The organism is Halorubrum lipolyticum DSM 21995 (assembly GCF_000337375.1).
Classification (GTDB): Archaea; Halobacteriota; Halobacteria; order Halobacteriales; family Haloferacaceae; genus Halorubrum; species Halorubrum lipolyticum.
This window is the reverse complement of sequence record NZ_AOJG01000010.1, coordinates 16,909-32,921: the sequence shown is the minus strand read 5'-3', so window position 1 is coordinate 32,921 and position 16,013 is coordinate 16,909. Positions and strand designations below refer to the sequence as shown.

The 16,013-nt window shown below is 70.6% G+C and carries 14 protein-coding genes; 10 read left to right on the top strand and 4 right to left on the bottom strand.

Going from position 1 to position 16,013, the window contains the following annotated elements; genetic code table 11:
- Nucleotides 1-113 precede the first annotated feature (113 nt).
- Nucleotides 114-500, top strand: coding sequence for a methylmalonyl-CoA epimerase (gene mce / locus C469_RS04065; RefSeq protein ID WP_008004091.1), 387 nt, complete (start codon nt 114-116; stop codon nt 498-500).
- A gap of 35 nt (nt 501-535) precedes the next feature.
- On the opposite strand, the gene C469_RS04060 is transcribed toward mce, so the two are convergent.
- Complete coding sequence (locus tag C469_RS04060; RefSeq protein WP_008004089.1) at nt 536-2,722, bottom strand: S9 family peptidase; 2,187 nt, start codon at nt 2,720-2,722, stop codon at nt 536-538.
- Between the two features lie 99 nt (nt 2,723-2,821).
- Between C469_RS04060 and C469_RS04055 the strand changes: the two genes are divergently transcribed.
- The 9 genes from C469_RS04055 (at nt 2,822) to C469_RS04015 (ending at nt 10,488) form a co-directional block, all read left to right on the top strand.
- Nucleotides 2,822-3,523, top strand: coding sequence for a cyclase family protein (locus tag C469_RS04055; protein WP_008004086.1), 702 nt, complete (start codon nt 2,822-2,824; stop codon nt 3,521-3,523).
- A 102-nt stretch (nt 3,524-3,625) separates the two neighbouring features.
- The gene (locus C469_RS04050; RefSeq protein ID WP_008004085.1) at nt 3,626-3,907 is read left to right on the top strand and encodes a 50S ribosomal protein L44e; all 282 of its coding nucleotides are present in this window, start codon (nt 3,626-3,628) and stop codon (nt 3,905-3,907) included.
- 2 nt (nt 3,908-3,909) lie between these two features.
- On the top strand, nt 3,910-4,083 hold the full coding sequence (locus C469_RS04045) for a 30S ribosomal protein S27e (RefSeq protein ID WP_008004084.1): 174 nt from the start codon (nt 3,910-3,912) through the stop codon (nt 4,081-4,083).
- An 18-nt stretch (nt 4,084-4,101) separates the two neighbouring features.
- Nucleotides 4,102-4,902 carry a translation initiation factor IF-2 subunit alpha gene (locus tag C469_RS04040; RefSeq protein ID WP_008004083.1) on the top strand — a complete coding sequence of 267 codons (801 nt, stop codon included), beginning with the start codon at nt 4,102-4,104 and terminating at the stop codon, nt 4,900-4,902.
- Nucleotides 4,903-4,932: 30 nt separating this feature from the next.
- A complete protein-coding gene (locus tag C469_RS04035; protein WP_008004082.1) occupies nt 4,933-5,115 on the top strand; it encodes an RNA-protein complex protein Nop10 in 183 nt (60 codons plus the stop codon).
- Between the two features lie 129 nt (nt 5,116-5,244).
- Nucleotides 5,245-5,997, top strand: coding sequence for a proteasome assembly chaperone family protein (locus C469_RS04030; protein ID WP_008004081.1), 753 nt, complete (start codon nt 5,245-5,247; stop codon nt 5,995-5,997).
- Nucleotides 5,998-6,073: 76 nt separating this feature from the next.
- Entirely contained in the window at nt 6,074-7,240 is a 1,167-nt protein-coding gene (locus tag C469_RS04025) for a thiolase domain-containing protein (protein ID WP_008004080.1), read from the top strand.
- The gene (locus C469_RS04020; RefSeq protein ID WP_008004079.1) at nt 7,237-7,638 is read left to right on the top strand and encodes a Zn-ribbon domain-containing OB-fold protein; all 402 of its coding nucleotides are present in this window, start codon (nt 7,237-7,239) and stop codon (nt 7,636-7,638) included. The genes C469_RS04025 and C469_RS04020 overlap by 4 nt, the downstream gene beginning before the upstream one ends.
- A gap of 63 nt (nt 7,639-7,701) precedes the next feature.
- Nucleotides 7,702-10,488, top strand: coding sequence for a hybrid sensor histidine kinase/response regulator (locus C469_RS04015; RefSeq protein WP_008004077.1), 2,787 nt, complete (start codon nt 7,702-7,704; stop codon nt 10,486-10,488).
- 16 nt (nt 10,489-10,504) lie between these two features.
- Here the strand turns inward: C469_RS04015 and gyrA are convergent, their stop codons facing one another.
- From gyrA to C469_RS04000, 3 genes are all read right to left on the bottom strand, one after another.
- Nucleotides 10,505-13,039, bottom strand: coding sequence for a DNA gyrase subunit A (gene gyrA / locus C469_RS04010; protein WP_008004075.1), 2,535 nt, complete (start codon nt 13,037-13,039; stop codon nt 10,505-10,507).
- A complete protein-coding gene (gyrB, locus tag C469_RS04005; RefSeq protein ID WP_008004073.1) occupies nt 13,036-14,973 on the bottom strand; it encodes a DNA topoisomerase (ATP-hydrolyzing) subunit B in 1,938 nt (645 codons plus the stop codon). The genes gyrA and gyrB overlap by 4 nt, the downstream gene beginning before the upstream one ends.
- Nucleotides 14,974-15,093: 120 nt before the next feature.
- Nucleotides 15,094-15,975 (bottom strand): hypothetical protein, encoded by an 882-nt coding sequence (locus C469_RS04000; RefSeq protein ID WP_008004071.1) that lies wholly within the window; start codon nt 15,973-15,975, stop codon nt 15,094-15,096.
- Nucleotides 15,976-16,013: the final 38 nt, after the last annotated feature.

Genomic DNA, 16,013 nt, shown 5'->3' with positions numbered 1-16,013 from the left:
GCCTGAACGCATTTCTCCCGGGTGCTATCCAAACCTTTGGGTCCCGGCGGGACACGGGTGAGGCCCGACTCTCGCTCGGTTCTTATAAGTCGGCGGCGGCGGATCCGAGACGTATGCGATTCGACCACGTCGGCGTCGCGACGCGCGACGCCGCCGACCTCGCCGACCTGTTCGACGGCCTGCTCGACGCGCCCGTCGCCCACGAGGAGACGTTCGACGGGATGGAAGTCGTCTTCCTCGAACTCGAGGACGGCGGCTACTTCGAGCTGCTCGAACCGACCGCGGGCGGCGCGATAGCGGACTACCTCGACCGCGAGGGGCCGGGGATCCACCACGTCGCGCTCGCGACCGACGACGTCTCCGGGGCGCTCGACCGCGCCCGCGACCTCGGGGTCGACCTCGTCGACGAGGAGCCGCGACCCGGGGCGTGGGGCCACGAGGTCGCCTTCCTGCACCCGCGCTCGACGGGCGGAGTCCTCGTGGAGTTCGTCGAACACTGAGGGCGGGAACCTTTCGCCAGCGACGGTGAGACGACTCAGTCGTCCCCGTCGACCGCCGGGTCGTGCGCCTCGTACCAGTCGAGGATCTTCGTCAGCCGGTGGATCGCGCGGTCGGGGTCCCCGATGTTGTGGTGCTCGTCCGGGTAGACGACCAGCTCGGCGTCGATCCCCTGCTTCCGGGCGGCGACGTACAGCTGCTCCGACTGCGAGGAGGGGCACCGCCAGTCCTCCCCGCCGGCCATCACCAGCAGGGGCGTCTCGATGTCCCCCGCGTCGAGCACCGCCGTCGACGCGTCGTACGCCTCCGGCTCCTCCCACGGGAGCCCGAACTCCGCCTCCAGCCAGACGTGGGTGTCGTCCGTGCCGAACGCCGACCGGAGGTCGTAGATGCCGTGCTCGGGCGCCGCCGCCGCGAAGAGGTCGGGCTCACGCGTGACGAGGAACCCCTGCGCGATCCCCCCGTACGAGAAGCCGTGGCCGAACACGCGGTCGGGGTCGACCCAGCCGCGATCGGCCAGCGCCTCGACGCCCGCGGCGATGTCGTCGACCTCGGCGGTCCCCCACGCCCCGGTCAGCTCGGCGGTGAACTCGCGGCCGCGGGAGGTCCCGCCCCGGTAGTTCGGCCGGAGCACGAGGTACCCGCGGCTCGTCAGCGCGGCGTGGGCGAAGCTGAAGACCGGCTCGTCGTACGACATCGGCCCGCCGTGGATCGCCACCACCAGCGGGTGGTCGCCGTCGGCGGGGTCGACCTCGGGGTCGTGATAGAGCACGCCGTCGATCGTCCAGCTGCCCGACTCCCACTCGACGCGCCGCGCCTCCGGCATCGCGAACTCGTCGGTGAGCGACTCGTTGACGCGGGTGAGCCGCCGGAGGGAGTCGGGTTCTATCGCCGTATCGGCGTCCCCGTCGGCGGCGCCGCCCGCCGCGTCGAGGTCGTCGACGGCGACCGCGTACAGGTCGGTCCCGTCCTCGGGATCCGAGAGGACGATGACCGCCGTCGAGCCGTCGGCGGCGACGTCGAACGCGGCCATGGCGCGGCCGCGGCCCTGCGCCTCGAAGACGCGCTCCGCGGTTCCGTCGCGCTCCACGCGGACCAGCCGGGTGCTGCTCTCGTCGGCGATCCGCGTGTAGATCGCGCCGTCGACCCACTCGGGCTCGCCGCCGCGGGCGATCGTCCGATCGAGCTCGCCGGTGAGGGAGGCGACGCCGTCGCCCTCACCGCCCGCTCCGCCGTCGACGAGATACACCTCCGCCGGCGCGGGCGGGTCGTTAGGGTCGCTCGCGACCGTCGCGACCTCGTCGCTTCCCGGGCGCCACGCCGGCGCGCCGTGGGTGAGGTCGCCGCCCGTGAGCCGCTCGGCGTCGCCGCAGTCGGGCGAGACGGCGTAGAGGTCTCGAACGCTCGTGTCGTCGGGGCGGTCGAGCCGACAGGACGTGAACGCGATCCGGCCGTCCGGCCCCCACGTCGGGTCCATACCGGAGACATCTTGGAACGCGCCGCCGCCGTACGCGTCGTCGAGCCGTCGGGGGTCGCTCTCGGGGTCGTCGAGGTCCGCGAGGTCGACCACGAAGAGGTACGCGGTCACGTCGTCGGTCCACCCCGCGCCGTTCACCTTGTGCTGGAGCCGGGTCGTCTCGATCGGGCCTCCCTCCTCGCGCACCTGATCGAGGTACTCCGACTCCTCGTCGGTCGGGTCGCGCGACTCGATCACCAGTCGGTCGCCGTCGGGCGACCAGTCGAAGCCGGCGACGCCCTCGTCGCGGTCCGTGACCTGTCGGGCGTCGCCGCCGAGGGCGAGGTCGAACAGCCACACCTGCGGCTTCGGCTCCTCGTCGCCGTTTCCGAGGGGGTCGTCGTCGTCCTCATCGGCTGACTCGTCGTCCGATTCGTCCTCCGCGCCGCCCTCGTCGTCCGATTCGCCGTCCTCCTCGTCCCGATCCCGCCAGCCGACCCGTCGCTCGGCGTCGCGCTCGCGGGCGGCGACGAACGCGAGGCGGTCGCCCTCGGGCCCCCACGCCGGCGAGGAGGCGCCCGACGCGCTCGTCAGGCGGTGCGGCTCCCGGGAGCCGTCGGTCGGGACGACGAACAGCGAGGCGACGGGCTCGTCTTCGGCCTGGTCGTACTCGGTCGCGGTGAAGGCGACGCGGTCACCGGCGGGCGAGACGGCGACCTCGCCGATCTGCGTGAGGTCGTAGTAGGCGTCGAGCGGCAGTTCCGACATGGGCCCACCGAGCGGCGGGCGGAGGAAATACGTTCGGGCCGCGGAAGGCCGCCCGAGACGCGACGGACGGTTTAAATGCGTTCGGAGCCACCTCGCTCCGTGTTCCGCGACCTCTCGCGGCCGATCGAGACGGGGATGCCGACGTATCCGGGCGACCCCGACGTGACGCTCGCGCTCGACGCGACCCACGAGGCCGACGGCTACGCGACGAGCGAGCTGCGGACCGGGACCCACGCCGGGACCCACGTGGACGCGCCGCGCCACACGCTCTCCGAGGGCGAGACGATCGACGAGCGCGGCGTCGGCGCGTTCGCGTTCGACGCCCGCCTCGTCGACTGCCGGCCGCTGGCGCCGCGGGAAGCGATCGGTGCCGAGGCGCTCCCCGAGCCGAACGCCCTCGACGACGCCGACGCTGACGCCGCGGACTTCGACGCCGACCTCCTCGTCCTCCGGACCGGGTGGGCGTCGCGCTGGGGGACCGACCGATACCGCGACCACCCGTACCTGACCGCGGCGGCCGCGGAGCGGTGCCGCGGGCTGGGCGTCGGGGTCGGACTCGACGCGTTCGGGCCGGACCCGACGCCGCCCGCGTCGCCGGAGGAAGCCGGATACGCCCGCGAGGACGAGCCCGACGGCACTCCCGCCCACGACGCACTTTTAACGGATTCGCTGGCGATCGTCGAGAACCTGTGCGGGCTCGACGGGCTCCCCGAGCGGTTCCGGCTGTACGCCTTCCCGCTCCGGCTTCGGGGGGGAGACGGGTCGCCGGTCAGAGCCGTCGCCGAGTGGGAGGAGTCGTGAAGGGCGGTGAGCGGGGGCTCACGGAGATCGCACCGCCGCACGCGGGCCATACCAAACCCGTTTTAAGCGTCGGCGACGAACCGCGACTCAAGGTCGATATCCATGGAAATGCCACGTCGTTTCAACACGTACTGTCCCAACTGTGACTCCCACCAGGAGCACGAAGTGGAGAAGGTTCGATCGGGTCGGGCGACCGGAATGAAACGCGACGCGCGCCAGCGACGCCGCGCGCTCGCGACGATCGGCAACGCCGGCGGGTACTCGAAGGTGCCCGGTGGCGACAAGCCGACCAAGAAGACCCACCTGAAGTACCGCTGCGGCGACTGCGGCAAGGCCCACATGCGTGAAGGCTGGCGCGCCGGCCGGCTCACGTTCCAGGAGTAAGCATGGCGGGAAGCTTCCACCGCGTCGCCTGCGGCGACTGCGAGAACGAACAGGTCGTCTTCGGCAAAGCCTCCTCCGTGGTGTCGTGTGCGGTCTGCGGCACGACGCTCGCGACCCCGACCGGCGGGGAGGCCGAGCTCCACGGCGAGATCGTCGAAACCGTTGAGGCGCGGTAACCGCCTCACCGCTCCGTCATGAAGTACAGCGGCTGGCCCGAACCCGGCGAGCTGGTGGTCGGCGACGTCGACGAGATCGCCGACTTCGGCGTCTTCGTCGACCTCGACGAGTACGAGGAGAAGCGCGGCCTCTGTCACATCAGCGAGGTCGCCTCCGGCTGGATCAAGAACGTCCGCGACCACGTCCGCGAGGGACAGACGGTCGTCGCGAAGGTGCTCGACGTCGACGAGTCGTCGAACCAGATCGACCTCTCGATCAAAGACGTCAACGAACACCAGCGAAAGGACAAGATTCAGGACTGGAAGAACTCACAGAAGGCCGACAACTGGATGCTCATCGCGCTCGGCGAGGACGTGGACGACGACCGCTACACCACGGTCGCCAACGCGCTGCTCGTCGAGTACGACTCCCTGTACGACGCCTTCGAGGCGGCCGCGATCAGCGGCGAGGAGGCGCTCGAAGACGTCGACCTCGACGACGACGCGCTCGACGCCGTCGTCGAGGCCGCCCGCGACAACGTCTCCGTGCCCTACGTCGACGTGACCGGCTACGTCGACCTCGAATCAGCGGCCCCCGACGGCGTCGACGACGTGCGCGAGGCCCTCACCGCGGCGGAGGGCAACGGCGAGGTCCCGGACGGCGTCGACCTCGAGGTCGGCTACGTCGGCTCGCCCGAGTACCGGATCAAGGTCCGCGCGCCCGACTACAAGACGGCCGAGGACCAGCTGGAGGCCGCCGCGGCCCGCGCCCGCGAGGCCATCGAGGCCGCCGGCGGCGTCGGCGGGTTCCACCGCGAGCGCCGCGAGGACGACGAGTAGTCGATCCGACCCGCGCCGCTTTTTGTATCTGTGAAATCCGATATCCGCGTCTGCGCGAACTGGGAGACCGCCCACGACCGACCGGTGTACGCGCTCGGTGATCGCTGCCCGGAGTGCGACGGCCCGACCGAGAACAGCGCGCCGGCGCCGTTCAGCCCCGAGGACCCCTACGGGGAGTACCGGCGCCGGGCGCGGCGGCGACGGTCGGAGTAGCGCGGTTCCCGCTCTCGCCGCCGACGCCGGGCCCAGATCGCACCGCTGCCGCAACTCTCTCGACGCCGAGCCCCGCCAGCGCCGCCGGAATAGCCACCCTCTTGTGACCGCCGCCCCGACGACTCCGGTATGGACGACATCGAGATCGACGAGGTCGCGACGCCGGAGCTCGACGACCCGGTGCTCATCGAGGGGCTGCCGGGCGTCGGCCACGTGGGGAAGCTCGCGGCCGAGCACCTGTTAGAGGAGTTCGACGGCGAGTTGGTCCGTCGCGTGTACACCACGGAGTTCCCGCCGCAGGTGAGCGTCGACGGCGACGGCGTCGCGGAGCTGACCTGCGCGGAGTTCCACGCGGTCGAGACCGACGGCGCCGACCTGCTCGTGTTGACCGGCGACCACCAGGCCGGCTCGAACAAGGGCCACTACACGCTCACCACGACGTTCCTCGACATCGCCGCGGAGTTCGGCGCGACCCGGGCGTACGCGCTCGGCGGTGTGCCGACCGGCGAGCTCGTCGAGGAGTACACCGTGCTCGGCGCGGTCTCCGACGGCGACCTCGTCGAGGCGCTGGAGGACGCCGGCGTCGAGTTCCGACCGGACGAGCCCGCCGGCGGCATCGTCGGCGTCTCCGGGCTCGTGCTCGGGCTCGGCGGCCGCCGCGGCTTCGACGCCGCCTGCCTGATGGGCGAGACGAGCGGCTACCTCGTCGACCCGAAGAGCGCGCGCGCGGTGCTCGAAGTGCTCGCGGCGCTGCTCGACTTCTCGATCGACTACGAGAGCCTCGAGGACCGCGCCGAGGAGATGGAAGAGGTCGTCGGCAAGATCCGCGAGATGCAGGACGGACCGGCGGTGCCGGACGACGACCTGCGGTACATCGGGTAGTCACGACTCCGCCTCGGTGGCGGAGGCCTTCCCGGCTTCCGGCAGCAATAAACCGGATCCCGACAATCGTTCGTGTATGACCGACGCACGCGTCGCCGGGGTCGGGCTCACGCGCTTCGGGAGCCACCCGGACCGGACGGGCCGGGACCTCTTCGCGACGGCCGCGCTGCGCGCGTTCGAGGACGCCGGCGTCCCCCGCGAGGACGTCGAGGAGCTGAACTACGGCAACTTCATGGGTGCGCTCGCCGAGCACCAAGGCCACCAGGCGCCGCTGATGGCCGAGGCGGCCGGCCTGAACTGCCCGGCGACCCGCTACGAGGAGGCGTGCGCCTCCGCCGGCGTCGCGGTCCGCGAGGCGGTCCGAACCGTCCGCGCGGGCGACGCCGACGTGGTGGTGGCCGGCGGGATGGAGCGGATGACCAACCTCCCGACCGACGAGGTGACGGAGGGGCTCGCCATCGCCGCCGACGACTTGTTCGAAGTGCGGGCCGGAGTGACGTTCCCCGGCGCGTACGCGCTGATGGCGAGCGCCTACTTCGACGCCTACGGCGGGAGTCGCCGCGATCTGGCCCACGTCGCCGCGAAGAACCACGAGAACGCGCTTCCCAACGAGTACGCGCAGTACCGCCGGGAGGTGTCCGTCGAGGAGGCGCTCGACGCCCCGCCCGTCGCCGAGCCCCTCCACCTCTACGACGCCTGCCCGATCACCGACGGCGCGAGCGCCCTCGTGATCGTCTCCGAGGAGTACGCGGCCGACCACGACGTGGACGCCCCGGTCGCGGTGACGGGGACCGGACAGGGGACCGACCGGATGGCGCTCGCGGACCGCGAGCACCTCGCGCGCACCCCCGCCGCCGACGACGCGGCCGACGCCGCCTACGCGGACGCCGGGATCGGTCCCGACGACGTCGACGTGGCGGAGGTCCACGACTGCTTCACCATCGCGGAGGTGCTCGCCCTGGAGTCGCTCGGCTTCTTCGACCCCGGCGAGGGGATCGGGGCCGCCCGCGACGGGGTCACGACCGCCGACGGGGACCTCCCCGTGAACCTCTCGGGCGGGCTGAAGGCGAAGGGCCACCCGGTCGGCGCGACCGGCGGCTCGCAGATCGCGGAGCTGACCCGGCTGCTGCGCGGCGATCACCCCAACAGCGGCCACGTCGGCGACGCCGAGGTGGGCGTCGCGCACAACGCCGGCGGGACGGTGGCCAGCGCGGTCGTCCACGTGCTGGAGGTGGCGAAATGAGCGCGCCCGCGAGCAACGCGGGGTACGACGAGTGGCTCGACGCCCTCGCGGACGGCGAGGGGTACGCGCTCGCGTGTCCCGACGGGCACGGGTCGCTCCCCCCGCGGCGGGTGTGTCCGGAGTGCGGCTCCGCGACGCTCACCGAGGAGCCCCTCGCCGAGACGGGGACCGTCGAGACGTACAGCGTCGTCCACGTCGCCGGGCCGCGGTTCGCCGACGACGCCCCGTACGTGAACGCCGTCGCCGACTTCGGGCCGGTCCGGCTCACGGGCGTCCTGCGGGGCGTGTCCCCCGACGTCGACGGCGTCGACGTCGGCGACGGGGTCGCGGTCGGCGTCGAGGAGCGCGCGACCGACGGGGAGCCGCTCGTCGTCTTCCGGCCGGCTGGCGGGGAGTAGCCGTCGGACGCTGCTCTCAGCCGGTCCAAACGGTTATGCCGGCGTCACGAGTATTTCGAGTCCATGGGCGACCGCATCCGCGTGCTCCACGTCGACGATGACCCGGACCTCGCGGAGGTCACGGCGTCGTTCCTCGAGCGCGAGGACCCGCGGATCGCTGTCGACACGGCCTCGAACGCCACCGAGGGGCTCGAACGGCTCGACGGGTCCGAGACGGCGATCGACTGTGTCGTCTCCGACCACGACATGCCCGGACCGAACGGGATCGAGTTCCTGGAGGCGGTCCGCGAGCGCGACCCGGACCTACCCTTTATTTTGTACACCGGGAAGGGGTCGGAGTCGGTCGCCAGCGAGGCGATCTCGGCGGGCGTGACGGACTACCTCCAGAAGGGCGGCGGCACGGAGCAGTACGAGATACTGGCGAACCGGGTCGCCGACGCCGCGGAGAAGCGTCGGATCGAGCGCGAGGCCGACCGGACGCAGGCCCACCTGCAGGCGATCACCGACCACTCGATGGACGCTATCGTCACCATCGACGCCGACAGCCGGATCCGGTTCGCGAACCCGGCGGTCGAGCGGCTGTTCGGCTACGCGCCCGCGGAGCTCGACGGCGAGCCCCTGGAGACGCTGATGCCGGAACGGATGCGCGAGACGCACCGCGAGGCGATCGGGCGGTACTGCGCGACCGGAGAGCGCTCGATCGACTGGTCGGCGGCCGAGTTTCCCGGGAGACACCGCGACGGCCGCGATATTCCCCTGTCGATATCCTTCGGGGAGTTCGAGGAGGACGGCGAGCGGCGGTTCGTCGGCATCATCCGGGACGTGACGGAGCGCGAGCGACACCGCGCGTTCGTCGAGCGCTCCAGCGACATCGTCACCGCGCTCGACGAGAACGGGACGTTCCAGTACGCGAGCCCCTCGGTCGAGCGGATCCTCGGCCACGATCCGGCGGACCTGGTCGGCGAGTACGCCTTCGGGTACGTCCACCCGGATGACCGCGAGCGGGTCGTCGAGGTGTTCGTGGGGTCGGTCGGAGGCGACGAGCCGAACCCGGCTGTGGAGTACCGGCTCGCGGACGCGGACGGGGAGTACCTGTGGGTGGAGTCGGTGGGGAGCAACCGGCTCGACGACCACGGCGTCAGCGGGTTCGTGATCAACACGCGCGACATCTCCGAGCGGAAGCGGCGCGAGGAGAAGCTGGCGCGGCTCCGCGAGTGGACGCGGGACCTCAACTACGCGCGGACGGTCGCGGAGACGACGCGGCTGGCCGTCGAGGCCGCGGACGAGATCATCGGCGGCGGGCTGAGCGGGATCCACCTGCTGAACGAGGCCGGCGACGCGCTCGAACCCGTCGCGCTCGCCGCGTCGGTGCCGTCGTTCTTCGACGAACAGCCCTCCTACGATCGGGGCGCCGCGCCCGGGACGCGCGCGGCCCTCGCGTGGGAGGCGTACCGCGGCGACGAGCCGCTCGCCGTCGGCGAGCTGTCGGCGCTCGACCGGCTCGACGAGGAGAGTCCCGCCGAGAGCATCGTCCTCCACCCGATCGGCGACCACGGGCTGTTCGTCATCTCCTCGTCGAAGCCGCACGCGTTCACCGAGACCGACGTGCTCATCGCGGAGATCCTCGCGAACCACCTCGAGGCCGCGCTGGACCGCGTCGCCCGCGAGACCAGCTTAGAGCGGCTCCACGACGCGACCCGGAGCCTGATTCGGGCGGACTCCCCGACGGAGATCGCCGAGCGGGTCGTCGACGCCGCCGAGGAGGTGCTCGGCTTCTCCGTGGTCACCGTTCGGCTGTACGACGAGGACGCCGGCGGGCTCGTTCCCGTCGCGGTGTCGGACGCGGTCGAAAGGGTGCTCCCCCGGCGGGAAGTGTTCACGCCCGACGGCGGGAGCCTCAACTGGGCGGCGTTCGAGGGGGGCGAGCCTCGCGTGTACGACGACATCGAGACGGAGAGCGCGGCCGACACCGGAACCGGGCTGCGGAGCCTGATGATCCTCCCCGTCGGCGAGCACGGGACCATCTCCGTCGGCGAGACCGAGCCCGGCGTGTTCGACGGGACCGACGAGCACCTCGCGAGAATCCTCGCCACCGCGGCCGAGACGGCGCTCAACGCGGCGGCGCGGACCAGCCGCCTCCACGAGCGGAGCGCGGAGCTCGAGCGGCAGAACGACCGGTTGGAGGAGTTCGCCAGCGTCGTCTCGCACGACCTCCGGAACCCGCTGAACGTGGCGCAGGGGCGCGTCGAACTGGCCAGCGACGAGTGCGACAGCGAGCACCTCGACGCGGTCGCGGGCGCCCACGAGCGGATGGACACGCTGATCGCCGACCTGCTGACGCTCGCTCGCGAGGGCGAGCGGGTGAGCGAGACGCGGCCGGTCCGGCTCTCCGCCGTCGTCGAGTCCTGCTGGCAGACGGTCGAGACCGCGGACGCGACGCTGACGGTCGAGGAGGACCTGTGGCTCCGGGCCGACGAGAGCCGGCTCAGACAGCTCGTCGAGAACCTGGTGCGGAACGCGGTCGAGCACGGCGGCGACGACGTGGCGATCACCGTCGGCGCGCTCGACGGAGGGAGCGGAACCGGAGGTGACGGGGGACGAGACGGAGCGAGCGACGAGACGAGCCGCGAAGTCGGGTTCTTCGTCGAAGACGACGGACCGGGGATCGCGGCGGAGGACCGCGACGAGGTGTTCGACGCCGGCTACTCAACCTCCCGAGAGGGAACCGGCTTCGGCCTCCGGATCGTCGAGCAGGTGGCGGCGGCCCACGGCTGGTCGGTCCGGATCGCGGAGGGCGGCGAGGGGGGCGCCCGGTTCGAGGTGACCGGCGTGGAGCGGGCGGACGAGTGAGGAAGCGTCGAAGCGGTTACTCTGCGTCGCCGTGAGCCGGTTCGTCGCTCTCGGTCGCGGCGGCTTTGCCGTCGCCCGCCTCCTCGTCGCCCTCGTCGGCGTACGCCGACTCGGGAACGATGTCGACGGAGGCGACCGTGTCGTCCGGATCGAGGTTCATCACGATGACGCCCTTCGTGTTGCGGCTCACCGTCGATATCTCCTCGACCCGGGTCCGCATGATCTGGCCGTCGTCGCTCATCGCGAGCAGGTGGTCGCCGTGGGTGACCGCCTCGATGGCGACCGCCTCGCCGTTGCGATCGCCGGTCTTGATGTCGATCAGTCCCTTTCCGTTGCGGGACTGCAGGCGGTACTCGTCCAGATCGGAGCGCTTCCCGTAGCCGTTCTCGGTCACGGTGAGCACCCAGTTGTGGTAGTCGTCGTCGATGGCGGCGACGCCGGCGACCGCGTCGCCCTCGCGCAGGTCGATGCCGATCACGCCGCGGGCCGTGCGGCCCATCGCGCGGGCCTCCGACTCGGAGAACCGGATCGCCATTCCGTGTCGACTCCCGATGACGATGTCCGTCTCGCCGTCGGTCACCTCCACGTCGACGAGCTCGTCCCCGTCCTCAAGCCGGATCGCGCGGATGCCCGTGGTGCGGATGTTGCCGAACTGGTCGACGGCGGTCCGCTTGATGTACCCGTCGCGGGTGACCATCGTGAGGAACTCGTCGTCGTCTAAGTCCTCGGTGTTGACGACCGCCTCGATCTCCTCGCCGTCGTCGAGGTCGAGGAGGTTGACCGCGGACTTCCCGCGGGCGGTCCGGGACATCTCCGGAATCTCGTACGTCTTCAGCTCGTAGATCTGCCCGCGGTTGGTGAAGACGAGCAGGTAGTCGTGTGAGTTGGCGGCGAACACGGAGGAGACCCGGTCGCCCTCCTTCAGGTCGGTGCCGATGATGCCCTTTCCACCCCGATTCTGCGCGCGGAAGGTGTCGAGCGACATCCGCTTGATGTAGTCGTCCTCGCTCATCACGACGACGCACTCCTCCTCGGGGATGAGGTCCTCGTGGGTCACGTCGCCGACGTCCTCGATGAAGCTCGTGCGGCGCTCGTCGTCGTACTCGTCTTTGATCTCCCGGAGCTCTTTGATGATCACCTGATCGAGCTCGTCGGGGTCGGCGAGGATCGTCTCCAGCCGCTCGATCCGGGCGGTCACGTCCTCGTACTCGGACTCGATCTCTTGGGTCTCCATCGAGGTGAGCGAGCCGAGCTGCATCCGGACGATGTGTTCGGCCTGCGCCTCACTGAACTCGTACTCGGCCTCGAGCGCCGCCTTCGCGGCGTCGCGGTCGTCGGAGTTCTGGATGGTCTCGACCACGTCGTCGACCCGTTCGAGCGCCTTCAGACGCCCCTCGAGGATGTGCGCGCGGTCCTCGCGCTCCGCGAGCTCGTGTTCGGAGCGCCGTCGGACCACGTCGCGGCGGTGCTCGACGTAGTGTTCGAGCGTCTCCTTCAGGTTCAACACCTGCGGCGAGCCGTCGACCAAGGCGAGGTTGATGACGCCGAAGGTGCGCTCGAGGTGGCTCTCGAGCAGCTGGTTCTTGACGACCTCGGCCATCGCGTCGCGCTTGAGCTCGACGACGACCCGGATCCCGTCGCGGTCGGACTCGTCGCGGAGGTCGCGGATCCCCTCGATCGCGCCCTCGTTGACGTCGTCGGCGATGCGCTCGACGAGCCGGGACTTGTTCTGCTGGAAGGGGAGCTCCGAGATGACGATCCGGCCCTCCTCCTCGTCGACCTCGAACTCGGCGCGGACGCGGAGGCGCCCCCGGCCGGTCTTGTACGCCTTGTGGACCGCGTTCCGGCCGACGATGTTCGCGCCGGTCGGGAAGTCCGGCCCCTTGACGTGTTCCATCAGGTCCTCGACGGTGCAGTCGGGGGCCTCGATCAGCTCGACGGTGGCGTCGATCACCTCGCCGAGGTTGTGCGGCGGGATGTTCGTCGACATCCCGACCGCGATCCCCGAGGAGCCGTTGACGAGCAGGTTCGGGAACGCCGAGGGCAACACCTCGGGCTCCTCGAGTCGGTCGTCGTAGTTCGACGTGAAGTCGACCGTGTCGCGCTCGATGTCGGCCAGTAGCTCCTCGGCGATGGGGGCCATCCGGGCCTCCGTGTACCGCATCGCGGCCGGCGGGTCGCCGTCGACGGAGCCGAAGTTCCCCTGTCCGTCGACGAGCGGGTACCGCATCGAGAAGTCCTGGGCCATCCGCGCGAGCGTGTCGTAGATGGCGCTGTCGCCGTGCGGGTGGTAGTCGCCCATCGTCTCGCCGACGACGGAGGATGACTTCCGGTGCGAGGAGTTGCTGGTGACGCCCGCCTCGTGCATCGCGTAGAGGATCCGCCGGTGGACGGGTTTGAGCCCGTCACGGACGTCGGGGAGCGCGCGGCCCGCGATCACCGACATCGCGTAGTCGATGTACGACTGCTCCATCTCGTCTTCGATGCGGGCGTTCGTCACCTGCGCGGCGCGGACGTCGCCGGGGTCGACGTCGGGCACGTCCGAGCTCATATGTCCACCCACTCCGCCTCGGTGGCGTGCTCCTTGATGAACTGCTTGCGCGGCTCGACCGCGTCGCCCATCAGCACGTTGAACATGCGGTCGGCGGCGGCCGCGTCGTCGACGTTGATCCGCTTGAGCCGCCGGTTCTCGGGATCCATCGTCGTGTCCCACAGCTGGTCGGGGTTCATCTCGCCGAGCCCCTTGAACCGCTGGACCTGGTCCGGGTCGCCGTCGCACTCCTCGGCGACGATCCGGTCGCGCTCCGCCTCCGTCATCGCGTCGTACGTCTCGCCGCGGTAGCGGACGCGGTAGAGAGGCGGCTGGGCCGCGTAGACGTAACCTGCCTCCAAGAGGGGTTTCATGTGGCGGTAGAGGAGGGTGAGGAGAAGTGTCCGGATGTGGGCGCCGTCGACGTCGGCGTCCGTCATGATGATGATCTTGTTGTACCGCACGTCGTCGATGTCGAACTCCTCGCCGATCCCCGCGCCGATCGCGGTGATGAGCGCGCGGATCTCGTCGTTCTCGAGGATGCGGTCGAGCCGGTGTTTCTCGACGTTGAGGATCTTGCCTTTAAGAGGGAGGATCGCCTGATTCTCCCGATTCCGGCCCTGTTTTGCGCTTCCGCCGGCCGAGTCGCCTTCCACCACGAACAGCTCCGCCTCGGTGGGGTCGCGGGTCTGGCAGTCGGCGAGCTTGCCGGGCAGCGCCGTCGACTCCAGCGCGGACTTCCGTCGGGTCAGCTCCTCGGCCTTCTTCGCCGCCTTGCGCGCTCTGGCGGCCTCGGCGGCCTTGTGGACGACCTTCCGGGCGGTGTCGGGGTTCTCCTCGAAGAAGGTCCCGAGCTTCTCGTGGGTCGCGGACTCGACGATGCCGCGGACCTCGCTGTTGCCGAGCTTCGTCTTCGTCTGCCCCTCGAACTGCGGGTCGGGGTGTTTCACCGAGATGACCGCCGTGAGCCCCTCCCGGACGTCCTCGCCCTTGAGGTTCGCGTCGAGGTCGTCGACGAGCCCGTGCTCGTTGGCGTAGTCGTTGACGGTGCGGGTCAGGGCCGTTTTAAATCCGGTGAGGTGGGTCCCGCCCTCGCGGGTGTTGATGTTGTTCGCGAACGCGTGGACGGAGCCCTGCAGTTCCTCGGTCGCCTGCATCGCGACCTCGACGTGGATGTCGTCGGCCTCGTCCTCGAAGTAAATGACCTCCTCGTGAATCGGGGTCCGCGTCTCGTTGAGGTAGCCGACGAACTCCCGGATACCCCCCTCGTAGCGGAACGTCTCCTCGTCGCCCGTGTCGTCGTCGGCGTCCGCGCCGCGCTCGTCGACGAGCGAGACGGCGACGCCGGAGTTGAGGAACGCCAGCTCGCGAAGCCGGTTGGCGAGCGTCGAGAACTCGAAGGCGGTCGTCTCGAAGACCTCGTCGTCGGGCCAGAACCGGATGTACGTCCCGGTTTCCTCGCCGTCGTCCATGTCTCGGACGCGCTCGAAGCCGTCCTCGGCGGGCTCGCCGCGGGCGAACTCGTGGCGGTAGACGCCGCCGTCGCGTTTCACTTCCACTTCCAGCCGCTCGGAGAGGGCGTTGACGACGCTGACCCCGACGCCGTGGAGCCCCCCGGAGACCTGATAGGACTTGGAGTCGAACTTCCCCCCGGCGTGGAGGACGGTCATGATCACTTCGAGCGCCGGGCGGTCGTACTTCTCGTGGGTGTCGACCGGGATTCCGCGGCCGTCGTCGCTGACGCTGACGGAGTTGTCGTCGTGGATCGTGACCGTGATCTCGTCGCAGTACCCCGCGAGCGCCTCGTCGATGGAGTTGTCGACGACCTCGTAGACGAGATGGTGGAGCCCTCGACCGTCCGTGGACCCGATATACATCGCCGGACGTTTACGGACGGCCTGCAGGCCTTCGAGGACCTGTATCTGGCCGGCTCCGTATTCGCTCTGCTCTGACATAGAACTTGGTGGAGGTAATCCGTGCCGGGTTATAAAGCCGGCGCACGCGCGCGGGCGTGTGAGCGCGGACCATCGTACGACGAACTCGCTACGCTCGTACGGTACGACGAACTCGGCACCCTACCGGCCGTCGACGACGACCCGAACCCGTTCGACGACCGCGGCGCGGACCCGGTCCGGATCCGCGCGCTCGCCGCCCGCGCCGAACCGGACGGGCGTCTCCCTCGCGACCGCCTCGACGACCCCGTCCGCGACCGCGTCGACGGTCGCGCCCGCCTTCCGCCGGTCGAGGTCGTCGACGACCCGCTCGATTCGCTCCTCGGTGGCGTACGCCGCGGCGATCGCCTCCGGGTCGTCGAGCGGCGGAACGTCGGAGTCGCCCTCCCGGGGCCGCTCGCCCGCGCCCGTCGCCGCTCCCGCCGCGAGAACCTTCCCGCGTCCCCCGCGCTTGTTTCGCACGACGACCCCGGCGGCGGGACCGTCGCGCCACGCCGAGCCGGGGATCGCGTACGTCTCCGGATCGAAGTCGCGGCCGTTGACCTCTCGCTCGAACGCGTTGACCGCCCCGAGGCCGATCCCCTCGAAAATGGCAGCAGCGGCGTCTGGCGGCCGGAAAGCGCCGGTCTCTGTCTCCTCTCGCGGCCCGATCCACACGTCGGTCCCGAGGAACGGCGGGAGCCGGTCCCAGTCGTAGTCGGTTCCCCGGTGGTGGGTGGCGACGCCGAAGAAGACCACGCCCTCGGGGTCGTCGACCGCCCCTCGGAGGGCCTCGCGGTCGAACCGCTCGCGGACGCGCCCCACGGCGGGACGAAGCGCGATCGGGACCGCCTCCGGGCCCGCGTACGTCGTTTCCGGGCCGCCGAAGCGGAGGAGCCCGGACTCGTCCATGGAAAAGCGGAGGCCGGTCCCGTCGATCAGCTCGAGGAGCCAGAGGTGGCCGTCGAGGAGGTCGTCGGGGGCCGGCGAGCCGCGGACGTCGGGCAGTGGTGGGAACGAGCGCATGAGTGGGCGACTCTGGGTCGTCGAAGCGTGCGTCCCGG